We start from the raw sequence: 21,113 nt of genomic DNA on the forward strand, positions 1-21,113 counted from the left end.
TGCGAAAAAAGATTTAATCCGTATTTGTTGATTATATTGGGCTAGATTGCACTCGCACGCTTAATTATTTTTGCTTCCACTTTTCCCGCTGTTCATTTGATCATCCTTAGTTAAACCGAGAGGGAACCGACATGACAATCACCATTACAGCGTTTGAAAAATCACCCGACGGCGGCAAAGGTTTAGCGCGCGACACACGCGTGCGCTGGGCGCTTGAAGAAGTGGGCCAGCCATATCAGGTTCGCTATTTATCCTTTCAGGCAATGAAAGAACCCGCGCACCTTGCGCTGCAACCCTTTGGCCAAATCCCCACTTACGAAGAAGGCGATATTGCCCTGTTTGAAACAGGAGCCATTGTTTTACACATCGCACAAACTTACGCAGGCTTACTGCCAAACGACAACACTCGAGCACGCTCCATCAGTTGGATGTTTGCAGCAGTCAACACCATAGAGCCACCCATTCTGGAATTAGTAACCGCAAAAATTTTTGAGGGCGATAAGCCATGGGCTAACGAACGAATACCTTTAGTAGCAGAGCGCATTCGCAACCGCCTCACACAACTGTCCAATTACCTTGGCGATAACGAATGGCTGCAAGGCGCATTCAGCGCCGGCGATTTAATGATGGTATCCGTACTACTAAGATTAAGGCCATCGGCAATCCTAAATGAATTTCCAAACCTTGCAGCTTACGTCGCACGCGGCGAAGCTCGGCCCGCCTACCAGCGCGCTTTTGCTGCGCAATATGCGGCGAATAATCCATAAAGCCGTTCATTTAAACTCGCAAAAAATCATTTTTATTTGCTAGACAATTTCGTTGGCTTTTGGACCTTAAATCCAGACGAAACATTCCAAGCACAGGTATTATCCCGCATACAATGGATATGATCGAAATCTGAGACCAATAACGAAAAATAGAATTAGCTGGAGCGCTAAGAGAAATGACGAATTTAATTACAATTTTATTAATACTGGTAAGCGTGGCATCAATTGTAATGTGGGGAATATTAGTTTGGTCTACGTATTGGCCGCAAGTCGAAGGGCTTCTTGAAAAAGCTGATTATCACGCGTTAGAAATAAATCGCAGAAAGCTTTTTAAATTGGATGTTCTATACAAATATGAGCTAAATGGAAAATCCTTCAAATCAAACACAATTTATATGTTTGGTGGGGCGCCTTGTAAAAGCGAAAATGAAGCTTCCGGTTTAATCAAAAGCTTTAATGAAAATTTAGTTATTACCTATTGCCCCATGCTGCCCGCAATTTCCTGCATTCTGCTCAATAAGAAGCTAATGCTTTATTTACCAATAATGCCAATTCTTGCTATGTTGGTTTATCTGCTCGCTGCATTTCTCACTATCTAACGAACTAGGAGCAAAATTACAGCGAGAGAGGATCTTCTAACTCTATATAAATGGACTCCGTGTAATAGCATGTAATATTTTAAATCTTCGGCTATAGTGGAAAATTGCGCCAATAGTAGTTTACAGGAATAATATATGGCTCGTGACTGCCTACACCCACCAAGTGCTGCTTGTCTTTCCGCTTCAATGAGAGATCTCGGATATTCTCTTGAAACTGCAATTGCAGATTTAATCGATAATAGTATTTCCGCTAATGCAGATAAAATCGACATCATTTGTGACATATCTGGAAATGATCCCGTTGTTGTGATTCTAGACAACGGAAAGGGAATGACGCATGTAGAACTGTTAAGTGCAATGCGTCATGGAACAATTAATCCACAGCAAAAACGCTCGCCTAAAGATCTCGGACGCTTTGGTTTAGGCCTAAAAACTGCCTCATTTTCCCAGTGTCGCTCTTTAACTGTTGTAAGCGCTAAAGAATCTTCGATTAATGGGGCTGAATGGAATCTTGATCGAATTGATAAAGCTGATGACTGGATTTTATCTATTCTCGACCAAACAGATATTAATTCATTACCTTACGTTGAACGACTCACCAAACAAGGTACTGCTGTTATTTGGAGAGAGCTTGATCGATTATTTGAAGATGAATCAGGAAGTCGTCGCGATGAAATCGTCAATGAAAAACTGGAAGCAGTTAATAGGCATTTATCTCTCGTATTCCATAGATTTATTTCCGGGGAAGTAAAAGGTCAGCCGAAAATCTCCTTAACTATTAATGGGCACTCGCTCAAAGCTTTTGATCCTTTTTGCAGAAAAAATCCCGCTACCCAATTATTGCCCGAAGAAATAATTCGTATTGGCGATGCAGAGGTTCGTATACAACCTTATGTTTTGCCGCATCATAGTCGGTTGTCTGCATCTGAATATGATTATTATCAAAGTCGTAGCGACTTCATTTCTAATCAAGGAGGTTACGTTTATAGAAATGGGCGACTTATGGCATGGGGCGACTGGTTTAGATTGGTCCCTAAAGGTGAAGCAACTAAATTGGCAAGAGTGCGGATTGATTTTCCTAATAATCTAGATGAAGAGTGGACAATTGATATAAAAAAATCACGTGCTCGCCCTCCATTAATTGTACGCGAACGTCTTCGACAGATAATTACCAAGATTGTCAATCGAAGTGTGACAGTACATCGTGGTCGCGGACAGAAGCTTTTTCAAGAAGACCAAGCCCCAATGTGGGAACGATATGCTGATCATGGCGGCATACGCTTCGCTATTAACAAACAACATCCTGTGATTGCAGCTCTGGAGTCAAAAATAGCACCAAAAGAAAGAGAATCACTTAAGGTTTTGCTTGATGCAATTGCTACCTCAGTACCATTAGAGATGATTTATTCCGATTATTCGACTAGCCCTCGAGAAATTAATAGACAAAAAATAGATGAGCATCTGGTTATAGAGAAGTTAAAAAAATTGTGGGAAACAATTTATAGTAGTGGCGCTGGCAATCCTGATGAGTTTATTCAGATAGTACTTTCAACACATCTTTTCGATAGTCAATTGGAACTTGTAGAAAAATTTTTATTTGAGAAACTTTATGACTAAAACACAGCATTTCACCAATACGCTCATATCAGGTTTAGCAGCTAAATATAAAAATGAAATACCGACAAAAGAACAAGTTAGAGAAACAGCAAAACAGCTCGCTGATCTTCTTAATTACACAGATGAGCTCACTAACATAATCACAGAAGTAATGATAGCGATTGATACCCGTATGGGAGCCGGAGTTTCACTTATCGATGTAACAGCAAAACACGATGATCAATGGGTTCATAAGCGTGAAAACATCAAGTGGACTTACACCCATGCATATGAGCAATTTCTTCGCGAAGAAAGCTGGCCACCACAAATGGTTCAATCATTAAGCGATGTAACTAACCGTATTCTCGGGCATCTGCAAGACCCATCAAGTGAAGGTTCAACTTGGAGTCGACGCGGTCTTGTTATCGGCCATGTTCAGTCGGGTAAGACTGCGAATTACACAGGTTTAATAGCTAGAGCAGCGGATACAGGCTATAAGTTCATTATTGTTATCGCGGGCATTCATAATAACTTGCGCAAACAAACACAACAACGAATCGACGAAGCATTTATTGGCCGCTCAAGCGATCCCGATGATCGTCGCTATATTGGTGTAGGTCTTACATCTGACTATCCGCATCCCGCAACACTCACCAACGTTAACGAAGACTTCAATAAAAATACCGCTGCGAAGAGTGGCTGGAAAATTAATAATCAAGTTAACCCAACAATTTTAATAATTAAGAAAAACGTAACAACGCTCACCGCTCTATATAAATGGCTAAAAGAGTTAAACGCAACCAATGATGGTCGTATCCGTGATATCCCTATGCTAATGATTGATGATGAAGCAGACAATGCATCAATCAATACAAATAAAGAAGATCTAGATCCGACCAAGACAAATGCAAAGATGAGGGAAATATTGAGTCTATTTGCCAAATCATGCTATGTAGGATATACCGCTACACCGTTCGCTAATATCTTTATAAATCCCGATGCTTACGGTGAAGGTGTGAGTGAAGATCTATTTCCTCGTGACTTCATTTATTGTCTCGATGCACCAACAACTTATTTCGGTCCAGAAAAGGTCTTTCTCAATGAGACTACAAGCTCACGGATAGTGAGACCGATAGATGATTGTGAAGACCTAATTCCATACTCACACAAACGAGATGATCTTATCTCTGAGCTTCCACAGAGCCTCTACCGAGCGCTAAATGAATTTATTATTGCTCGCGCAATTAGGAATCTCCGGGGGCAGGCCAATAAACATTGCTCAATGATGATCAATGTTTCTCGATTTGTCCCGATTCAGAACGCAGTGCGAGACTTTCTAAGCCTCAGAGAAAAACTGATACGGCAAGCCGTCATTGCTAATTATGCAATGGATGAGGGAATTTCTTCCAAAAACATGTATATGCAGGAATTAAAGCAAGTTTTTGAAAACGAGTATGCTAGTGTTGGATTTACTTGGCCTGAAGTAAAAGCTGCGCTTAACAGTGTCTTTGATAACCTTCATTTATATGTAATTAACAGTAAGAGCGATGAAATTCTTGATTTCAAACGTTATGAAAATGAGGGGGTTGGCTTAACTGCAATTGCAGTTGGCGGATTCAGCCTTTCGCGCGGATTGACAATTGAGGGCTTAACTATAAGTTACATGTATCGCAATACAAAAATGTATGACTCATTAATGCAGATGGGGCGATGGTTTGGTTACAGACCTAGTTATGAAGATCTTTGTCGCGTCCATTTATCTTATGACTCTATTGAGTGGTACTCACATATTGCTGATGCTGCTGAAGAACTTATCCAACAAGTTAGACAAATGAGAAGGGACAAACTTAGTCCGAAAGACTTTGGTTTATACGTTCGATCACATCCCGACACCTTACTGATTACAGCTGCAAACAAAATGCGGTTTGGTGAAAAAGTTACAGTAGAACAAAGCTACAGTGGAAGAATATGGGAAAGTCATATTGTCTCAATTGATCCAGAGGTTAACGCCAAGAATTTCTCTTTGATTACTGAGCTTTGGCAAGGCAGATTTGGTGGCTGCAAGGAAGAATCTACAAAAAAAGGTCCAATTTATCGCGACGTAGCTATCGAGATACTAAATGAGTTTTTAGTTCGATTCGAATGTCATGCATCTATTTCATCCACGAAATCAGCCGTTAAAGATTATCTCGACCGGGTTAAAGGAAAATATCCGCTAGCGGATGTTGTACTAATTTCTCCAGCACGTGGAACGCAAAGTTCGAAGCCTTTTGCGTTGAATAACCAGGAGCGAGCGGTTGGCCCTAATCAGCCAAAAGGCAATGGATGGCATTTAAATAAAGGTAGAGTTGCTTCTCGTGGGGATGAGCAGCTAGGACTTAGCGACGATCAAATAGAGCAAGCAAGAAAGAAAGCTGCTGCTGGAAGCGAAGAAGAGCTTGATTGCACAATCGAAAAAATTGCCGTCTCAGATACTCACTATCGAATGATTCGAAATAAACCTCTTTTGATGATACATAGCCTTGCACCCAAGGGAGATATTGTACAAGGCCCAATTGCGGCTTTCGGAATTAGCTTTCCATATGGAGATCAAAAAACAACTATCAATGTAGTAGTAAACAAAATATGGCTTCAACAAATGACGGGATATTCAGACAATCCTGACGAGGATGATCATGATGATTAATATCTCACCATGGGATGAAATCAATATTCCTGAAAAAGATTTTAATGTCCGTCAAATATCCGAAAGAACTGTTGCACCTTGCTATTGGGCTCGCGACCCTAGAGGAAATTGCCTTTTTATAATTGAGCTCGAAGGCGATCATACGCTTCAATTTAGAAAGGATTTTATTACAGTAAATGGCATCAACATTGATCTTCGGTCAGGAGGGCATGAACAGCAGCGAATTATACTTTCTCTCGAAAAACAAGTTGATCGAGATATTTTTGAAGCACTTTGCAAAGCGCTTATTGTTTCTCTAAGGAATGCCACGGACTCTGCGTCCTCATTAGCCATATCACTTTCGCATCTTCGCCGCTGGAAGGCGTTTTTGGCGGGACACAGCCAGCAACTTTCAGTTGAGGAAGTACGTGGTTTATTTGCAGAAATTACTTTTTTATCAGAGTTACTTGATCAGGACATTGCAAGCAATGATGCAGTTGCCTCTTGGCTTGGTGCGGAGAGATCACATCATGATTTCATTTTTGGGAACACCAGTATTGAAGTTAAATCCATATCTGGTATTGAGCGAGGCGTGGTGTGTATATCATCTGAAGATCAGTTAGAATCGGTAAACGATTTTTTGTTTCTTCGTATATATAGGCTTAGCGCACAAACAAAGTCACCTGCAGCCAAATCTTTAAATGAGGCGATCAATATCACATATATAAAACTTAAAGACGCTGAGGCAATAGATGCTTTTGATAAAAAACTAGCAGCTTATGGGTATGTACCAATACCACAATATGATCTTCCTAGATTTGTGATTAGCGAGGTAAACACATATAAAATTGATAATGATTTTCCTCGTTTAATTCGCTCCCAGCTTCCGGCTGGAGTCACCAATGTTAGTTATTATTTAAAGCTGGAGAATATCGCATCACATAAGTGCGATGAGCGGTTGATATTTAAGGGCATCTAATGGAACAGACAAAAGAAGAATTTTTTCACGATTTCCGTCAAGAATTACTTTCAAGTGCCGAGGCTAATGGAAGTTTTTTTCTTTCGGAATTTATGGAAAAAGTCGCAAATGAACTTATAGAAACTGGTTTTAGCGAGGGCTTTGAAGTTTGCCACTTTCGTGCACAACGTGGGATGCGCGTGGACGGTTACTGGTTTGACGATGAAGGAAATTTAGCTCTATTTATTGCTGATTTTGATAATCGCGTAGAACTTACCTCACTAAGCAGAACCGAAGTTGCTGTTTTATTCAAACGCCTTATAAGCTTCCTCGAAGCAAGTACTAATAAAGGATTAGCGCAGAGTCTGGAAGTTACCTCTCCAGAATACGGACTTGCAAGACAGATTGCTGACAGAATAGATAGTATTTACAAAGTTAACTTATTTCTATTTTCTGAACGCTCTTTGAGCGAGAAAATTCAAGAGCTACCCAATGCCCTAGTTGCCGGTATTCCTGTAACTCACCATATATGGGACATATCACGAATACATAGGCAACAAAGCTCCAAAAATCATAAAGAAGCGTTAGATCTGGATTTCGTGCAGATGTTTGGCAAAGGTATCGCCTCACTTCCCGCTCATTTAACAACTCATAGCTATCAATCATATCTAATGGTAATGCCAGCAGATGTTCTAGCGGTGCTCTACGACAAATATGGTGCTCGTTTGTTAGAACAAAACGTTCGAACATTCTTGCAGGCGCGAGGTACTGTGAACAAAGGGATACGAGAAACGATTTTAAAAGAACCCTATATGTTTTTCGCTTACAACAACGGGATTACAGCTACCGCTCAAAGTATTGAGAAAAGCGTAACAGATTCCGGTCTAGTGATTACAAAAATTGTTGATCTTCAGATTGTTAATGGTGGTCAAACTACAGCTTCACTATTCCATACCAAGAAGCGAGACAAAGCGGATCTTTCACAGATATTTGTTCAAATGAAGCTATCCGTAATAGATAGCCAGCAAAGTGATGTTGTTGTACCAAAGATTTCAGAATATGCAAACACGCAGAATAAAGTAAATGCAGCCGACTTTTTTTCAAATCATCCATTTCATGTTCGAATGGAGGGATTTTCCAGGCGTCTTTGGGCTCCGGCAAAATCTGGATCACAACGTGAAACTCGTTGGTTTTATGAACGGACTCGTGGTCAATATGCGGATCAGCAGTCAAAACTCAGTCTCGCTGAACAACGCCGCTTCAAGGCTGAACATCCAAAGCCTCAAATGTTTACTAAAACTGATCTAGCAAAATATGAGAATATCTGGGATGACCATCCAAAATGGGTAAATTTAGGGTCACAAAAAAATTTCAAACAATATGCCGAGAGAATTGGCAGGGAGTGGGAAAAATCATCCGATTCATTTAATGAATTTTATTATAAGCGAGCGGTAGCACGAGCAATAATTTTTCGAAACACCGAACGAATCGTATCCAACCAAAATTGGTATAACGGAGGATACCGAGCAAATATCGTGGCTTATACACTGGCAATGCTTGGTGAAATTACTAAGCGTAAAAAAGAGTCTATCGATTATTTAAAAATTTGGAACGAACAAGAAATTGATGCTGCTCTAGAAAATGCCATATCAACTATCGCAGAAGCGGTAAATGGCATCATCATTAAGCCTCCTCATGGAATTTCAAATATTTCAGAATGGTGCAAGAGAGAGGCTTGCTGGAAGCAATTAACTGATTCTGCCGAGCTAATTACCAATAAAATATTACCTAAATTTTTTAGCCAGCTAGTTTCAACTGACAATATTTTAGAAAGAAGAAAAGCAGATTTAACTGCGTAAATAACATTTCCCTGAGCTTGACAAAATTAATATCCTTTACAATAAATCGTAAACTATTTCAGCCAACTTATTTGCTAAAAACGGCGGCACGGCGTTTCCTACCTGAACATATTGTTGCGTGCGATTTCCTTCAAAAAAATAATTATCAGGAAATGTTTGGATACGTGCCGCTTCGCGAACAGTCAAGCTGCGACATTGAAGCGGATCATAATGAATAAAGTAGTGCCCATCTTTTGAAATATGGCTAGTTATTGTTGTCGCATATCTTCCTTTCGCTTGCACACGGAAACGGTCAGAAAATTTTCCTGACGCCCAGTTTTTGTGTTTGGGAGCTAAAAATTTTGGAAATTCATGCGATTTAGGATTTGGGTTTTCACGGTTGGCGAAAGCTATGGCGAAACTTGAACAGAAATAATAACGTTCCAAGTCTTCTACAATATGTCCGCGAGTTTCGTGATTTAAAACATACTTCAAATTTTCATCTTTGTACCAGTCTTTTAACTCTGGTGGCACACTCTTTACAACAGAACGGTTAATTTGAATTGCTCTTAGGCCACGACTTTCCACTTTTAGATCTTGCGAAGAGTAAAGCGGAATTTTTTCGGCGAGTTCTTTACAGCCTTCTTTCTTAAGTTTAGATGATAGTTTTTTAGCGATTTCACCGACTATGTCGTACCATTTCTCATGGCTATCACCTTCTTTTGAGAGTCCACTTCTAAGAACTGGCAAATCGCCAATGATTTTTTCAATATTTACTTCATCCTTGGTGGCTAACTGCCCAGGAATTTTTTTAATATCTTCTCTGACACCTAAAAGAATTACTCTGTGCCTGGCTTGAGGAATTCCGTAGTCTTCCGCACGGATAATAAAATCAGAATTGTCCTCATAGGTGGGATCAGTAGAATCAGCTGCTGCTTTAACAAAAGAATAAATTTTATATCGATTTCCAGTTTTGTTCCCCACGGATTTCCCGGGGCACTTTAAATCATTCAATATTTTTGGAAATATCTTTTCGCCATCCACCGTTGATGAAAGAATACCTTTAACGTTTTCCATTACAAAAACTTCAGGATTCACTAATGAAAGAATGCTTAAGTATTCTTTATACAGAAAATGTTTAGGATCATTTTTGGCTTCATAACCAACAATCCCCATATTTCTGGCACGGCCTACAAGCGAATAAGCTTGACATGGTGGTCCTCCAATGACGATTGTTTTACCTTTGTGATTTTTTAGAGCATTTTCTATTTGCTCATAAATATATTTATTATCTTCACCTAAAGCGCGCGGCCCATGAAGAGTTTCTTCTTGCGCGGCTTTAGCTTCCTTTGGATAGGCTTCAAATAATTCTTCGCGTGAAATTTTTCCACTTACATACTGATAGTATTCATGAGGGGCTTGCCCATCAGGAAACTTGCGAAAGAAAGATCGTAGCTGTAGTGTTTTGTGAGCACTGGCTTCCTTTTCAACAGATATAGCAATAGAAAATGGATGCTTCTCGGTTTTTTTATCTTTGTATGCAGAAAAGCCTTCTCCGAGCCCGCCCGGACCTGCGAAAAGATCAATTATTTTGATTTGAGTTGACATTATAAAAGTAGAATATAATTGAAAGGGTGCAGGATAACAGGATTTCGATCTTTTTCCAGGGACGGGCGGCTTATAAATGTAGGCCTTTTTACGAAAATATCTTACTTAACCACAAGATTGTGACTATGGACATAGTAGATAAATCCAAAAGATCTTCAATGATGGCTGGTATCAAAAATAAAGATACCAAAGGCGAGCTATTAATTCGTAGAGGCTTATATAAACTTGGCTTCCGTTATCAATTGCACCGAAAGGATTTACCAGGAAGGCCAGATTTAGTTTTTCCAAAATTTAATTCTGTAATTTTTGTTAATGGGTGCTTTTGGCATGTCCATAATTGTCATTTATTCAAGTGGCCTTCCAGTAGGCCAGAGTTTTGGAAAGAAAAAATAAACTCCAATAAAATCCGCGATGAAGTTAACCTTGAAAAGCTTACGAAGCTTGGTTGGAAAGTATTAGTAATTTGGGAGTGCGCTTTAAAAGGGAAAACACGTCGAAATTTAGATGAAGTGATTCATACAGCGGCTAACTGGATTCAATATGATTCACAAAACGCTGAAATTGAGGGTAAGAAGTAACGCTGGATTACTCACATTGTTCGCCTTTCACGTCAACCTCTGGTTGTTCAAAGTACCCGGTACTTTAGTCTCGCTTTCGCGAAAATGGCGACTCCCTAATTTTTAGGCTTGAAGTTATAATCAAGATACTCGGGTCGATTAAAAAATAATAATTCATTAACCACACCATCCAGCTCTAGAAAACATCAATAACAGTAAAACTTTAAAAAGGATTAATAATGAAAAAAATTGCTTTAGGTCTATTTATAACACTTATGCTGCTGGGTTGCGCAACCGCGCCCGTAACGCAGGATGCAAATCTTCTTGCTAAAACCCAAGGTTATGTATTTGCTTATTTCCCCAAAACTGGTGCTGGTAATCAATTAACGGTTGCGCGTGTTGGTACTAAAGAGACTTACACTCTTTTGTCGCGCTCTGAGGCAAATGGTTGGGGGCGTTGGTTGCCGCCGGGTGAATATAAAATAAGTCAGTGGGGCACCACTCCATGGGGCGAGTATCAAACATTTACTGTTAAGGTCGGCCAAGTCACTGATTTGGGTAGCCTCATCCCTATGTCCTTAGGTGGTTATCAATATGTGATATTGCCGGTTAAGCTCAAAGAAACTGAAACGGCTGTACAAGCACCGTTACGTGAATTTTCTGCGCAACTCGCAACATCGGAGCCGATTAGTTGGGCGCCGCAAACAGTTCCTCCAATTTTGAAAGAAGTTGCGCCTTCCACCGGGCTTGGATTAATTGTCGACATCATGAATGAGTACCAACGCAAGGTCGTTAAACCTTCGCTAAATAAACAATTGCTTGCTACAAAAAATCCACAGGATTTTTTCAAAATAGCCAAAAGCGGTTCCGCACCATCAACTGATGAAACACCAATAGACGCAAAAGGAAATTTATACTTCGGCGCTGATTTTGGACAAGTAAGAGTTAGAAGCTCTTCGGGTGTTTGGTCCAGCCTGGATACAGCGAGCCTTTACCCTGTTACGGCGGTGGAAGTGTGCGGAAATAATTTAGTGGCAGGCTATGCCAATGGCATTTTAAAAATGTCTCGCGATGGCGGCGCAACCTGGGTGCAAGTAAAAGATTTTGGCAGCGCGGAATCTGTTTTGGATATTGATTGCCTTAAAGAGCGCAACATTGTCATTACCGGGCAATATGCAGAAAGCCCCTGGGCGTTTAAGCCACTGAAGAATGTGCGTTTGTATAGTGGCACGCAAGCTGGTCTTAATGACCTCACGCAACTTTATAATCACGATATTCCCGCTTCGCAACAGGGCGGCATTTTGCAAATCCGTGGCGAACAGTTGCAAGACAAGTATGTGTTTATAGTTCCTGTGAGTTTGTTTAGTCTTGATCTTAAAACCAATCAAATAACGGATATTTCCAAAGAGAAAAAAGTCAACGGATTCCACGTTACGCCGAACTCGCAAATCATCACCGCTTGGCTTGCAGCCGGTGCTTTCTCTGATACCTACATATCCACCAATGCAGGCCAAAGCTGGAAAGAAATAGATTCACCGTCATTGCAGATCAACGACATTATTTTTGACAGTGAAACAAAAGGTATAGCTACGCGCATAAGCCCCGGTATGTTTACGGCGACGCCGGAGTTTAACAATTATGATGCTGTGAAAAATAAATGGGTTAAAGACTACGATGGGTTAACCAGCTGCAACGTGCTTTTACATAACGAAAAAAATAAAGTCCAATTCTGTGTTGCACCAGGCGGCAATATTTTTAGTTACGATAAAGCTAACAAAAAATGGCAAGCTGAATTTATTGTTGATTAACATCTAAAGAAATGACTGGGCAGCGATGCCCAGTTTTGTTAATAAGGACTAATAAAATGAAAACGCTAAAGTCTTGCTTTGGTTTGATGCCTCTAATAGCTTTGTCAGCCTGTGGGGTTAATCCAGAAAAATTAAATGCACCGGTAACAGCTTCAAGCATTTATTTGGATGCGGATAGGGAAGCCAAAGAAACCATTCCAGGCGCTGTTACAACATACACCTTACGCAAAGGTATTTATGAATCCGCCAAGGAAGATGCAAAAGGTACATATTACTTGGGGCCTGAAAGTTGCTTCATGGTTAAAATTGATGTAGCTGATGCATTTCACCGGACTACAACTAACTGTGGCATTTTTGTTCCCAGTAACGCTAATCAGCCAGCCGTTATATTTACTGTAGTCGGGACGCAAAAAGTGGAGAAGCTTTCCAAACAAGCGGACCAAAAAAATAATGCAACAGCTAATATTGGCACAAGCCCAATTGCAATGGCAGCCACCAACGCCGCCATTAAAATGGAGTTAGGCCAGTACGAATTAAGAATTCGAAAAGATGATCCATTGGCTAAAGATTTACGATCCTTGGTCAAGCAAAAATAAAATTTAAAGCACCGGAGTTTCTTCACATGTCTGTGAAACTAATATCAATCTTAATTCTATCGTTAATACCATCAGTGGTGTTTGCGAAGCATGTTTATCCAAAAAGCTTAAAAACGGTAGAGAATGGTACAACCTATGTGCTGCAAGAGGATTATAAGTTTCAAGAAAAATCGGCCACTTTTACGCTGAGTGCTGGTAGTTTCAAACTTGCTTATGAAGATTCTTCGGCACATTACTTAATTGGCCTAACACCTCAATGTTTGGAAATGCGTGTAGTTCCACCGAAGTATCCTGAAAATGCGTGGAGCGATAAATGGGACTGCGGCATATTTTTACCGAAAGATGACAAAAAAGGCGCCGCTTTTTTTATGATTCGAAAAACGCCTAACGAACCAAAAAGCTCCAATCAAGGCCCAATTATTGATGCAATTATAAAAGCGGGATACGGTAGTTTTGATTTTCCTACGTCTACACATAAAGATGCTGTGCTGCGCAGCAAATTGGTAGTGCAGTAACCAACCACCGCTACTCAAAAAAAACAGCCACGTAAAAAAGACAGGTCCTCAAATCTATTGCCTCTAGTGAATGAGGACCTACTTAATCCTGCCCTGCATATTCCAGGCTCGTCGTATAAATATTCCCTTCTACGTTTGAACCACAATATATTTTGAAACCGCCGCCAAATTTTTTGGCGAGGCCTCGGGGTGGCGTATCGCCGGCTATTTGTCATCTACGCGTATCAGCATGGGGAAAAAAGGATTGAGTTGGTTTTGTAAAAATAATCCATGTGACTGTCGAATTTGCTGTGTATCGTTCGTCTATTAGAAGACAGAATAAAGAATTGTCGCCTCAATAACCTGGAGAAAAACCATGACCAAAACGATTTTTATAAGTTTACCGGTAACCAACCTTGACGCGTCTGTGGCCTTTTATAAATCCATTGGCTTTACGCCCAATCCTAAATTTACGGATGATACTGCTGCGGGTATGGAATGGAGTGAGGCTATTAAGCTCATGCTGATTACGCACGAAAAGTGGCGCACTTTTACGACACGCCCTATTCCTCCCTCTACCTCAAGCGAAGTAGGATTTTCTTTGTCGTGCGAAAGTCGTGAAGTTGTTGATGCTATGAACGAAGCGGCAGCTGCGCATGGCGGAACGGCTGATATTAATCCGGTGCAAGATCATGGCTTTATGTATTGCCGCGACATGGCTGATCCCGATGGACATATTTGGGGAGCTTTGTGGATGGATGAATCAGCAATGCCTTCTGGTGATCAGTAAAAAGCTGACGTGGAGAATACTGTGGCAAAGCAACCCGAATTTACTAAATATCTTCCGCTGGACGAATGGTTTCGCACTCGCCCTGCTTCAGCAAAAAAACTCACCTTAACATTTGCGGAGGCGGAGCAAATTCTTGCCGCGCCCTTGCCTGCTTCTTCGCAAAAGCCGAGCTGGTGGACGAATGTGTATCCAAAAATCCAGAGCCACCGTACAGCCTGGCTGAACCACGGTTGGCTAGTTCACGAGTATGATGCGGAAACGCAAACTGTTAAGTTTGTGCGCGAGTAACCAGGCTAAAGCGCGACGAGAATTTTTGCGTCTGTGCTTGTGATTGAACCGCTACAAAATGTGTTCAGTTAAAAAACGCGCCACGCCATCTTTGTAGTTTGCTTGCGCGCGTTCTGCAATTGGGAAAAGCGCTTTCAAATTTTTGACTGCGTTTTCCATAAGGATTGGGTGTGCTGCGGTTCTGAAGAGTTCCACATCATTCATGCTATCGCCAAATGCCATGGTTTGGTTTAGCGCAACTCCCAGTGTGGGAAGCAGAGCTTTGAGTGCTTCACCTTTGGAAATATTTTTTTGCATAATTTCCAAATAATTTTCGTCAGAAAACGTAACGTTCATGCTAGAGGCTATGACCGGATCTATTTTCTCGCGCAAGGCGAGAAGTTCACTGTGTTGGCCGTAAAACATAATTTTTAATGCGGGCGCTGCGAACATTTCTTCCTGACTGGTTTCGCGATAAAAGAATTTTGAGCGCTGGTGTGCTTTAAGCATTTCTTCGCAAGGCTGGCAGACAAGCCATTCATCAGGTGTGTAGAGGTTGGTGTATACATCAAATTGATTGCCGAGGTTAATTAACGCCTCGTTTGCTGTTCTTGGAAGATTTTGGCTGGCGACAAGTTGGCCATTCATATCATGAATGTTAGCGCCATTACAGGTAATGGCTGCGATACTACCGCCGAGTTGCTCTATGTAACAGCGAATGTCGTTGATATGCCTGCCGGTGGCGATAATCAAATTGGCATTGCGTGCCTGCAATTCATTAAGTGTGCGAATGGTTAATTCTGAAAGCTCATGTTTCTCGTTGAGCAGTGTTCCGTCCATATCGAAGATAAATGTGTTTACAGCTTGGTAATGGGCGGTCATTAGCTATCCTCGATAGGGCTTTGTATTGAAGTAGTTAAAACGGGATATGGTCATCGAGTGATTTACAAAATTCACCATAAAAAATGGGCTTTTAAAAAAGCCCATTTTTTAAACGCAGCATATTACAACATTTTTAATGTGCGGAGCGACGGCGAAATAGGTTAACAATAGCCAAAAGAATAATTGCGCCTAAAAACGAAACGAGTAATCCGGACAAGCTAAAGTCATCGCTGTTTATAGTGCCCGTGCCAAACAATGGCGCTAAAAACAGGCCACCTAAAAACGCACCGATGATGCCAACCACAACGTTTAGAAAAAGGCCCTGCTGCGCATTGGTTTTCATAACTATGCTCGCGAGCCAACCGATTATACCCCCTACGACAATCCAGACAATAAAGTTCATAGTGAAGCCCTCATTTAGCGATTGATGTACATGCAAAATTGCATCGAGAGAAATGCTATGATTTGTGCAAATAGATTACAGTACGTTGCCGCACAGCTGGAATATTTAGTCGTTCTGCTAAAGCGAGAAAATTAATTTGTGTTTCGTTTAACATAAGTAGAAGGTTTAGTTTATTTTCGCTTAAGGCCGCGTTGGTCTTGTGATGAATATTTGAACGTCATTGGATGAATAATTTTATGAATTTTTTAGCGATATCAGGCAGCTTAAGGAAGACCTCTTACAACACCGCTGCGCTCAATGCATTAAAGAGACTGGCACCTGAAAATATTGAGATTATTATTTTTGGTCTGCTGGATGAAATTCCATTATTTAATCCCGACCGTGAATTGGAAATCATTCCCGCTGTTGTAGAACTCCGCAAATTACTTTCCACCGCTGACGGTTTGATTATTGCGAGCCCTGAATATGCTCATGGAATAAGTGGCGTGTTAAAAAATGCATTGGACTGGTTGGTGAGCGGCCCGGAATTTGTTAATAAACCCATCATGCTCATTAATACCTCACCCCGCGCTTACATTGCTATGGATGCTTTGCGGGAGGTTGTTACTACTATGTCGGGCATTATTATTGAGAGTGCGTGCGTTTCTGTGCCCTTACTCGGGAGCAATATGAATTGCAATGAGATTATTGCACATCATGAAATGGCTGATTTGCTGAGGTGTGGGTTGCACGAATTTACCAAAGAAATAAATTCCGCTCAGGGTGACTAATTGCAGCGGTTTTTCTTTTTAAGAATAGTTTTTTGTTATCTCGTTTTCACGGGCTTTGTTTGTTGCAATTGCGCAAAGAAATCATTCAATAGAATGCCACGCGGAAAACCGCATGGCATGTTGTTTTTAAAAATCACTATGGGGACCAAATACCTCGTAATGAATGGATTCGGGTTTTACATCCATCGCCAGTAACTGATCCTTCGCAAACTTCATAAATCCTGTTGGGCCACATAAATAAAATTGCCCGGTTTGCAAAGGTAGTTCGTCGGCGATGTCTGCCAGTTGCATTAGCCCATTAAATGGGTGATTAAGTTGTGGCTGGTTGTACCAGGTGTGATTATGCAATGTAGAGTGATTTTCTTTTAACTCCTGAATGCGTTGATCAAATGAATGCTGGGCCGGATTTTCGCAGGCGTGCAGGTACCAGATAGGCGTGGATGATTGTTTGCTGGCCAGCGTTTCCAACATCGCCATCATGGGTGTTTGCCCTACACCTGCAGAAATTAACACCGTCGGTTGTGTTAAAGACTTTAAATAAAAATCGCCACCCGGTGGCATGACTTCTATTGAGTCGCCAACCTGGATCTGGTCATGTAAATAATTGGATACCACGCCAGCTTGCGGCAGTTCTTCGCGTTTCACGCTGATGCGGTAGCTGCGGCCATTGGCTTGGTCTGACAAGGAATACTGGCGGATTTCAACGTAGTCCGCATGGTCAGGCTTGACCTTGATACCCAAATATTGGCCGGGTTGGTAGTCGACAACCGCTCCGCCATCTTCTGGCGTCAACACAAAACTGGATACCAATTCAGATTCCGCCGTTTTCTCGCTCACCACAAAACGGCGCGCACCACGCCAGCCCCCTTTGGCTTGGCTCTTGTCTTGATAGAGGTGCTGTTCACGTCCAATCAGAATGCCCGCTAACATGTTGTAAGCTTGCGTCCAAGCCTCGGCAACGGGTTCGGTGAATTCTTGAGGCGCCAGTTCCTTGAGTGTGCCAATCAAGTGGTGGCCCACAATATCGTAATGGGCGGGCTCGATCATAAAGCTTGCATGTTTATGGGCAACCCGCTCAACCATGGCGCCCAAAGCGCCAAGGTTATCAATATGTTTTGCGTAGGAGGCTACGGCGCTGAATAGGGCAAATTGCTGTTTGCCATTCACCTGGTTGCTCATATTGAAAATGTTCATTAGCTCCGGGTTAGCCTTAAACATGCGTTTGTAGAAATGTTCGGTGATGGCGACGCCAGCGCTTTCAAGTAATGGGACTGTACTTTTGACGATTTGGATCTGTTCAGCAGATAACATAACAACCTCTAGGTGTGGACAACTAATCCGCGCGGCCGTCGAGCCGGGGAGCCGTTAAAATGGGCCAATAGACCCGGATAAAAATCAGGAACGAGATAAGCCAAAGGGCGGCGCTGAGCTGCCAAAGTAAATGTGGCCGCCCGGTGATTAGTGCTGAAGCGCGGAATAGGCCAGCCAGTAGCAAGAGGACAAAGCTGGTGGTTATCCACTGGCCTACCGCCAAAGGGCGGCCAGTGTGACCGAGTGATACGCGAGCCATCATCGCCAACATCATTCCGGCCATGGCCCCCACCGCGACCAGATGCAGCATGTCTTTAAAGTTCACCCATCCGGTTAGCAAACTTAAGCCCATCAATAGCAGGCCTATGCTCATGGCGAGATAGGACGAATGCAGTGACCACAGCAAAGGCTGGCGCAATAGCCCTGGCGTAAACCAACGCTTCAACCGGACCAGATGAAATATTCCTGCTAGCAACATCAACCAGCCGGGCGAAAATAGAGGCTGTACAAAGCCGCTGCCAATAAAAAGTGTTGTGCCTAAGAGGGCGGTAACCAGCAGTAATTTATCCAGCCCCGGTGTTTTGATTTGCCCGGTTTGGGTAGCGCGGGCGGTGAAAAACGGAATCACCCTGCCGCCAATAAGACCCATCAGCAGGCAGAACATGAGGATCATGGAGTGGCTAAGATGAGCCGCCAGTGCGTATTGCCTTTGGCTTAACCACAGAAAACTGCCATTGAGAATTGCCATGGCCAGTAAGAGCGCGGCCAGCGGGTAATTGCCAGGGTTTTTGGCGAGCCACAGCTGACGGCTGAGCGCAGCAATTACGCCTAGCCACCAAAGGCTTTGTAAGATGATGAGTAGTACTAATCCTTGCTTCTGTTCGGCCCAAAGGAAAAGCCATAGGAAGGGCACTAAACGGGCGGCTAGCCAGATTGCACACAAAAGCACGAGCTTGTTGCCCTTCACGCCTGGTACGCCAGTCCAGTTTTGTGCTGCGGTTAGTAAAAAACCTGCTGCGACCAATGCGCCAAAACCAAATAGCATTTCATGGGCATGCCACAGGCTGGGAGTTAATAGCTGCTGGTTGGGCCACCAGCCTGATAAGTCCCCAAGCCAAAGGCTAATGACCACAACAGCCCAGATGCCGCTCATGAGAAAAAAGGGCCTGAAGGCCATGGCAAAGAGCGGGTGTGTAGAAGATGAGCTGTGTTGCATCTCAGAGAACCTCAAGTTTTAAGCCATGACGGGCAACACACCGCCCGATGTAGCTGAGTTTTAACAGCGTTGCACTGCAAATCAGGCATAGGTGGCTGGCGACGAGCTGGCTTATGGATAGGAATTCTGCAAACGGATAGCAGATCAGCACGGTAGTCACTAAAACCAGCACTGACAGGCTTAAGCAAAAGTTGGAAAAGCCGAGTAGCCGTTGGTAATTCGCAGGGTTAAACAGGGGTTCTGTCATTTGCATGGGGTGCGTCCGTCTCTAGATAAAATCTATAGAGCAGGAGCTGTGCCATCTTAAAATTTGTTTAAAATTCAATTAGTTGAAATTACTTATTTATGATGTGAGTCAATTTGACTTATACTTTATCGAGGTTATTTCGATTTATAAGAGTCAAATTGACTTTGCGAGCTAATATGGTTGAGCAAAACACTAATCTACTTCTGGAAGTCGCGTTAGATCTCGCGAATAGCCTGAACAATGAAAATCGGTTCGACCGATTATTGACCTCAATCCGCAAGGCGATTCGCTGTGATGCTGTAGTTCTGCTCGGCCTGCATCAGCAAGTGCTAACCCCGCTCGCCATTCAGGGATTGTCACCCGATACTATCGGGCGGCGCTTTTTGCTCAGCGAGCACCCGCGCCTGCAGCAGCTCTGCCAGAGCTCCGGCCCTCACCGCTTTGCTGCCGACAGTGACCTGCCCGATCCTTACGATGGTTTATTGCTATCGCGCAGTGGCGACCTTCCCGTGCATTCCTGCATGGGTTTGCCGCTCTATTCCGACGATCAAATAATTGGTTTGTTAACGATTGATAGCCTCGAGCCCAATGCGTTTGATCACATTAGCGACAAAACCCTGGAGCTAATGGCGGCCTTGTCTGCGGCCACCTTAAAAAGTGCCTTTGAGATGACCAAGTTGGCCCTGAGCGCACAACATGCCCGGCAATTGGTAGAAGAACTGACGCAGGAAGCTTTGCTGCGGGATGGGGGTGAACTGATTGGCCAAAGCCCAGCCATGCAGGCCTTGCGCAAAGATATACAGCTGGTAGCCAGTTCAGATTTTACGGTGCTGGTACAAGGTGAAACTGGCGTGGGCAAAGAACTGGTGGCGCGCACGCTACATCAATTGTCGCCGCGAAAAACGGCGCCCCTCGTCCATTTGAATTGCGCCTCTTTGCCAGAGAGTTTGGCGGAAGCCGAACTGTTTGGCCACGCGCGCGGCGCCTTTACCGGCGCGGAAAAAGAACGGCCCGGAAAATTTTTGCTGGCGGATGGCGGTAGTATTTTTCTGGATGAAGTTGGCGAGTTACCCCTCAGTATTCAGGCCAAATTATTGCGCGTATTGCAAAGCGGTGAAATTCAGCCAGTGGGCAAGGATGAGGTTCAAAAAGTGAATGTCCGGATCATTGCTGCGACCAACCGCGATTTACAACAGGAAGTAGAGCTGGGTCGCTTCCGCGCAGATTTGTATCACCGCTTGGCGGTTTACCCCCTTACAGTTTCACCCCTGAGGGATCGCCAACAGGATGTATTGCTATTGGCGGGTTATTTTCTTGAGCAGATCAGTCGCAAGTTAGGCATTCGTCAGCTAAAGCTTGCGGCAGATGCTGCGGATGCATTGCTGTCATACAACTGGCCGGGAAATGTGCGTGAATTGGAGCATGTGCTTAGCCGTGCGGCATTAAAAGCTGCTGGCCAAAATGGCCGCGCGGGTATTGTCAGTATCAGCGCAGCCTTACTTGAGTTGAGCCAAACAAATTTACCAAGGCTGCCAATTGTTATGAGTGCTGAGCGAGAGTTGGAAACCAATTTAAAAACAGCGACTGATAATTTCCAACGCACATTAATTTTGCAAACCCTTGAGCGCACTCACGGCAATTGGGCAGAAGCTGCGCGTTGCCTGCAACAAGACAGAGCTAACCTGACACGCTTGGCAAAGCGCTTAGGTATTAGCGTGCAGAAGCAGATTTTGTATTGAAA

At 42.9% G+C, this 21,113-nt stretch carries 20 protein-coding genes; 14 read left to right on the plus strand and 6 right to left on the minus strand.

Annotation, left to right across the window (positions count from 1 at the left end):
- The first annotated feature begins 131 nt into the window (after positions 1-131).
- From IE104_RS16085 to IE104_RS16110, 6 genes are all read left to right on the plus strand, one after another.
- Positions 132-767: a glutathione S-transferase family protein gene (locus IE104_RS16085; RefSeq protein WP_189420379.1), complete on the plus strand. Its 636-nt coding sequence runs from the start codon at positions 132-134 to the stop codon at positions 765-767.
- 176 nt (positions 768-943) lie between these two features.
- Complete coding sequence (locus IE104_RS16090) at positions 944-1,366, plus strand: hypothetical protein (protein WP_189420380.1); 423 nt, start codon at positions 944-946, stop codon at positions 1,364-1,366.
- 135 nt (positions 1,367-1,501) lie between these two features.
- Positions 1,502-2,983 carry an ATP-binding protein gene (locus tag IE104_RS16095; protein ID WP_189420381.1) on the plus strand — a complete coding sequence of 494 codons (1,482 nt, stop codon included), beginning with the start codon at positions 1,502-1,504 and terminating at the stop codon, positions 2,981-2,983.
- Entirely contained in the window at positions 2,976-5,648 is a 2,673-nt protein-coding gene (locus IE104_RS16100; RefSeq protein ID WP_189420382.1) for a Z1 domain-containing protein, read from the plus strand. Before IE104_RS16095 ends, IE104_RS16100 begins: the two co-directional genes overlap by 8 nt.
- On the plus strand, positions 5,638-6,606 hold the full coding sequence (locus IE104_RS16105; RefSeq protein WP_229838018.1) for a PD-(D/E)XK motif protein: 969 nt from the start codon (positions 5,638-5,640) through the stop codon (positions 6,604-6,606). Before IE104_RS16100 ends, IE104_RS16105 begins: the two co-directional genes overlap by 11 nt.
- Positions 6,606-8,444, plus strand: coding sequence for an AIPR family protein (locus IE104_RS16110; RefSeq protein ID WP_189420383.1), 1,839 nt, complete (start codon positions 6,606-6,608; stop codon positions 8,442-8,444). The genes IE104_RS16105 and IE104_RS16110 overlap by 1 nt, the downstream gene beginning before the upstream one ends.
- Before the next feature lie 36 nt (positions 8,445-8,480).
- Here the strand turns inward: IE104_RS16110 and IE104_RS16115 are convergent, their stop codons facing one another.
- Positions 8,481-10,031: a DNA cytosine methyltransferase gene (locus IE104_RS16115; RefSeq protein WP_229838020.1), complete on the minus strand. Its 1,551-nt coding sequence runs from the start codon at positions 10,029-10,031 to the stop codon at positions 8,481-8,483.
- A gap of 125 nt (positions 10,032-10,156) precedes the next feature.
- On the opposite strand from IE104_RS16115, the gene IE104_RS16120 reads away from it, so the two are divergent.
- From IE104_RS16120 to IE104_RS16145, 6 genes are all read left to right on the plus strand, one after another.
- Positions 10,157-10,609, plus strand: a complete 453-nt coding sequence (locus tag IE104_RS16120; RefSeq protein WP_189420384.1) for a very short patch repair endonuclease — start codon at positions 10,157-10,159, stop codon at positions 10,607-10,609.
- A 218-nt stretch (positions 10,610-10,827) separates the two neighbouring features.
- Entirely contained in the window at positions 10,828-12,396 is a 1,569-nt protein-coding gene (locus tag IE104_RS16125) for a beta propeller repeat protein (protein ID WP_189420385.1), read from the plus strand.
- Positions 12,397-12,452: 56 nt separating this feature from the next.
- On the plus strand, positions 12,453-12,992 hold the full coding sequence (locus IE104_RS16130; protein ID WP_189420386.1) for a hypothetical protein: 540 nt from the start codon (positions 12,453-12,455) through the stop codon (positions 12,990-12,992).
- Positions 12,993-13,018: 26 nt separating this feature from the next.
- Positions 13,019-13,507, plus strand: a complete 489-nt coding sequence (locus tag IE104_RS16135) for a hypothetical protein (RefSeq protein WP_189420388.1) — start codon at positions 13,019-13,021, stop codon at positions 13,505-13,507.
- A gap of 355 nt (positions 13,508-13,862) precedes the next feature.
- A complete protein-coding gene (locus IE104_RS16140; protein ID WP_189420390.1) occupies positions 13,863-14,276 on the plus strand; it encodes a VOC family protein in 414 nt (137 codons plus the stop codon).
- A 21-nt stretch (positions 14,277-14,297) separates the two neighbouring features.
- Entirely contained in the window at positions 14,298-14,564 is a 267-nt protein-coding gene (locus IE104_RS16145; protein ID WP_189420392.1) for a hypothetical protein, read from the plus strand.
- A gap of 51 nt (positions 14,565-14,615) precedes the next feature.
- Here the strand turns inward: IE104_RS16145 and IE104_RS16150 are convergent, their stop codons facing one another.
- Entirely contained in the window at positions 14,616-15,425 is an 810-nt protein-coding gene (locus tag IE104_RS16150) for an HAD family hydrolase (RefSeq protein ID WP_189420394.1), read from the minus strand.
- 133 nt (positions 15,426-15,558) lie between these two features.
- On the minus strand, positions 15,559-15,828 hold the full coding sequence (locus IE104_RS16155) for a GlsB/YeaQ/YmgE family stress response membrane protein (protein ID WP_189420396.1): 270 nt from the start codon (positions 15,826-15,828) through the stop codon (positions 15,559-15,561).
- A gap of 236 nt (positions 15,829-16,064) precedes the next feature.
- On the opposite strand from IE104_RS16155, the gene IE104_RS16160 reads away from it, so the two are divergent.
- A complete protein-coding gene (locus IE104_RS16160) occupies positions 16,065-16,598 on the plus strand; it encodes an NADPH-dependent FMN reductase (RefSeq protein WP_189420397.1) in 534 nt (177 codons plus the stop codon).
- Between the two features lie 126 nt (positions 16,599-16,724).
- Here the strand turns inward: IE104_RS16160 and hmpA are convergent, their stop codons facing one another.
- Genes hmpA through IE104_RS16175 form a run of 3 tightly spaced genes read right to left on the minus strand, consistent with a single transcriptional unit; the run spans position 16,725 to position 19,378 of the window.
- Positions 16,725-17,909: an NO-inducible flavohemoprotein gene (gene hmpA / locus IE104_RS16165; protein ID WP_189420399.1), complete on the minus strand. Its 1,185-nt coding sequence runs from the start codon at positions 17,907-17,909 to the stop codon at positions 16,725-16,727.
- Between the two features lie 22 nt (positions 17,910-17,931).
- Positions 17,932-19,125, minus strand: coding sequence for an NnrS family protein (locus IE104_RS16170; protein WP_189420401.1), 1,194 nt, complete (start codon positions 19,123-19,125; stop codon positions 17,932-17,934).
- Between the two features lies 1 nt (position 19,126).
- On the minus strand, positions 19,127-19,378 hold the full coding sequence (locus IE104_RS16175; RefSeq protein WP_189420403.1) for a hypothetical protein: 252 nt from the start codon (positions 19,376-19,378) through the stop codon (positions 19,127-19,129).
- A 170-nt stretch (positions 19,379-19,548) separates the two neighbouring features.
- On the opposite strand from IE104_RS16175, the gene norR reads away from it, so the two are divergent.
- A complete protein-coding gene (norR, locus tag IE104_RS16180) occupies positions 19,549-21,111 on the plus strand; it encodes a nitric oxide reductase transcriptional regulator NorR (RefSeq protein WP_189420405.1) in 1,563 nt (520 codons plus the stop codon).
- The last annotated feature ends 2 nt before the right edge of the window (positions 21,112-21,113 follow it).

The organism is Cellvibrio zantedeschiae (genome assembly GCF_014652535.1).
GTDB lineage: Bacteria > Pseudomonadota > Gammaproteobacteria > Pseudomonadales > Cellvibrionaceae > Cellvibrio > Cellvibrio zantedeschiae.

Bases quoted from the DNA above. Each gene is read 5' to 3' on its own strand.
- IE104_RS16120 (WP_189420384.1), top strand. From the start codon at position 10,157: ATGGACATAGTAGATAAATCCAAAAGATCTTCAATGATGGCTGGTATC.
- hmpA (WP_189420399.1), bottom strand. From the start codon at position 17,909: ATGTTATCTGCTGAACAGATCCAAATCGTCAAAAGTACAGTCCCATTA.
- IE104_RS16125 (WP_189420385.1), top strand. From the start codon at position 10,828: ATGAAAAAAATTGCTTTAGGTCTATTTATAACACTTATGCTGCTGGGT.
- IE104_RS16095 (WP_189420381.1), top strand. From the start codon at position 1,502: ATGGCTCGTGACTGCCTACACCCACCAAGTGCTGCTTGTCTTTCCGCT.
- IE104_RS16085 (WP_189420379.1), top strand. From the start codon at position 132: ATGACAATCACCATTACAGCGTTTGAAAAATCACCCGACGGCGGCAAA.
- IE104_RS16175 (WP_189420403.1), bottom strand. From the start codon at position 19,378: ATGCAAATGACAGAACCCCTGTTTAACCCTGCGAATTACCAACGGCTA.
- IE104_RS16130 (WP_189420386.1), top strand. From the start codon at position 12,453: ATGAAAACGCTAAAGTCTTGCTTTGGTTTGATGCCTCTAATAGCTTTG.
- IE104_RS16135 (WP_189420388.1), top strand. From the start codon at position 13,019: ATGTCTGTGAAACTAATATCAATCTTAATTCTATCGTTAATACCATCA.
- norR (WP_189420405.1), top strand. From the start codon at position 19,549: ATGGTTGAGCAAAACACTAATCTACTTCTGGAAGTCGCGTTAGATCTC.
- IE104_RS16150 (WP_189420394.1), bottom strand. From the start codon at position 15,425: ATGACCGCCCATTACCAAGCTGTAAACACATTTATCTTCGATATGGAC.
- IE104_RS16090 (WP_189420380.1), top strand. From the start codon at position 944: ATGACGAATTTAATTACAATTTTATTAATACTGGTAAGCGTGGCATCA.
- IE104_RS16170 (WP_189420401.1), bottom strand. From the start codon at position 19,125: ATGCAACACAGCTCATCTTCTACACACCCGCTCTTTGCCATGGCCTTC.
- IE104_RS16155 (WP_189420396.1), bottom strand. From the start codon at position 15,828: ATGAACTTTATTGTCTGGATTGTCGTAGGGGGTATAATCGGTTGGCTC.
- IE104_RS16100 (WP_189420382.1), top strand. From the start codon at position 2,976: ATGACTAAAACACAGCATTTCACCAATACGCTCATATCAGGTTTAGCA.
- IE104_RS16110 (WP_189420383.1), top strand. From the start codon at position 6,606: ATGGAACAGACAAAAGAAGAATTTTTTCACGATTTCCGTCAAGAATTA.
- IE104_RS16160 (WP_189420397.1), top strand. From the start codon at position 16,065: ATGAATTTTTTAGCGATATCAGGCAGCTTAAGGAAGACCTCTTACAAC.
- IE104_RS16115 (WP_229838020.1), bottom strand. From the start codon at position 10,031: ATGTCAACTCAAATCAAAATAATTGATCTTTTCGCAGGTCCGGGCGGG.
- IE104_RS16140 (WP_189420390.1), top strand. From the start codon at position 13,863: ATGACCAAAACGATTTTTATAAGTTTACCGGTAACCAACCTTGACGCG.
- IE104_RS16105 (WP_229838018.1), top strand. From the start codon at position 5,638: ATGATGATTAATATCTCACCATGGGATGAAATCAATATTCCTGAAAAA.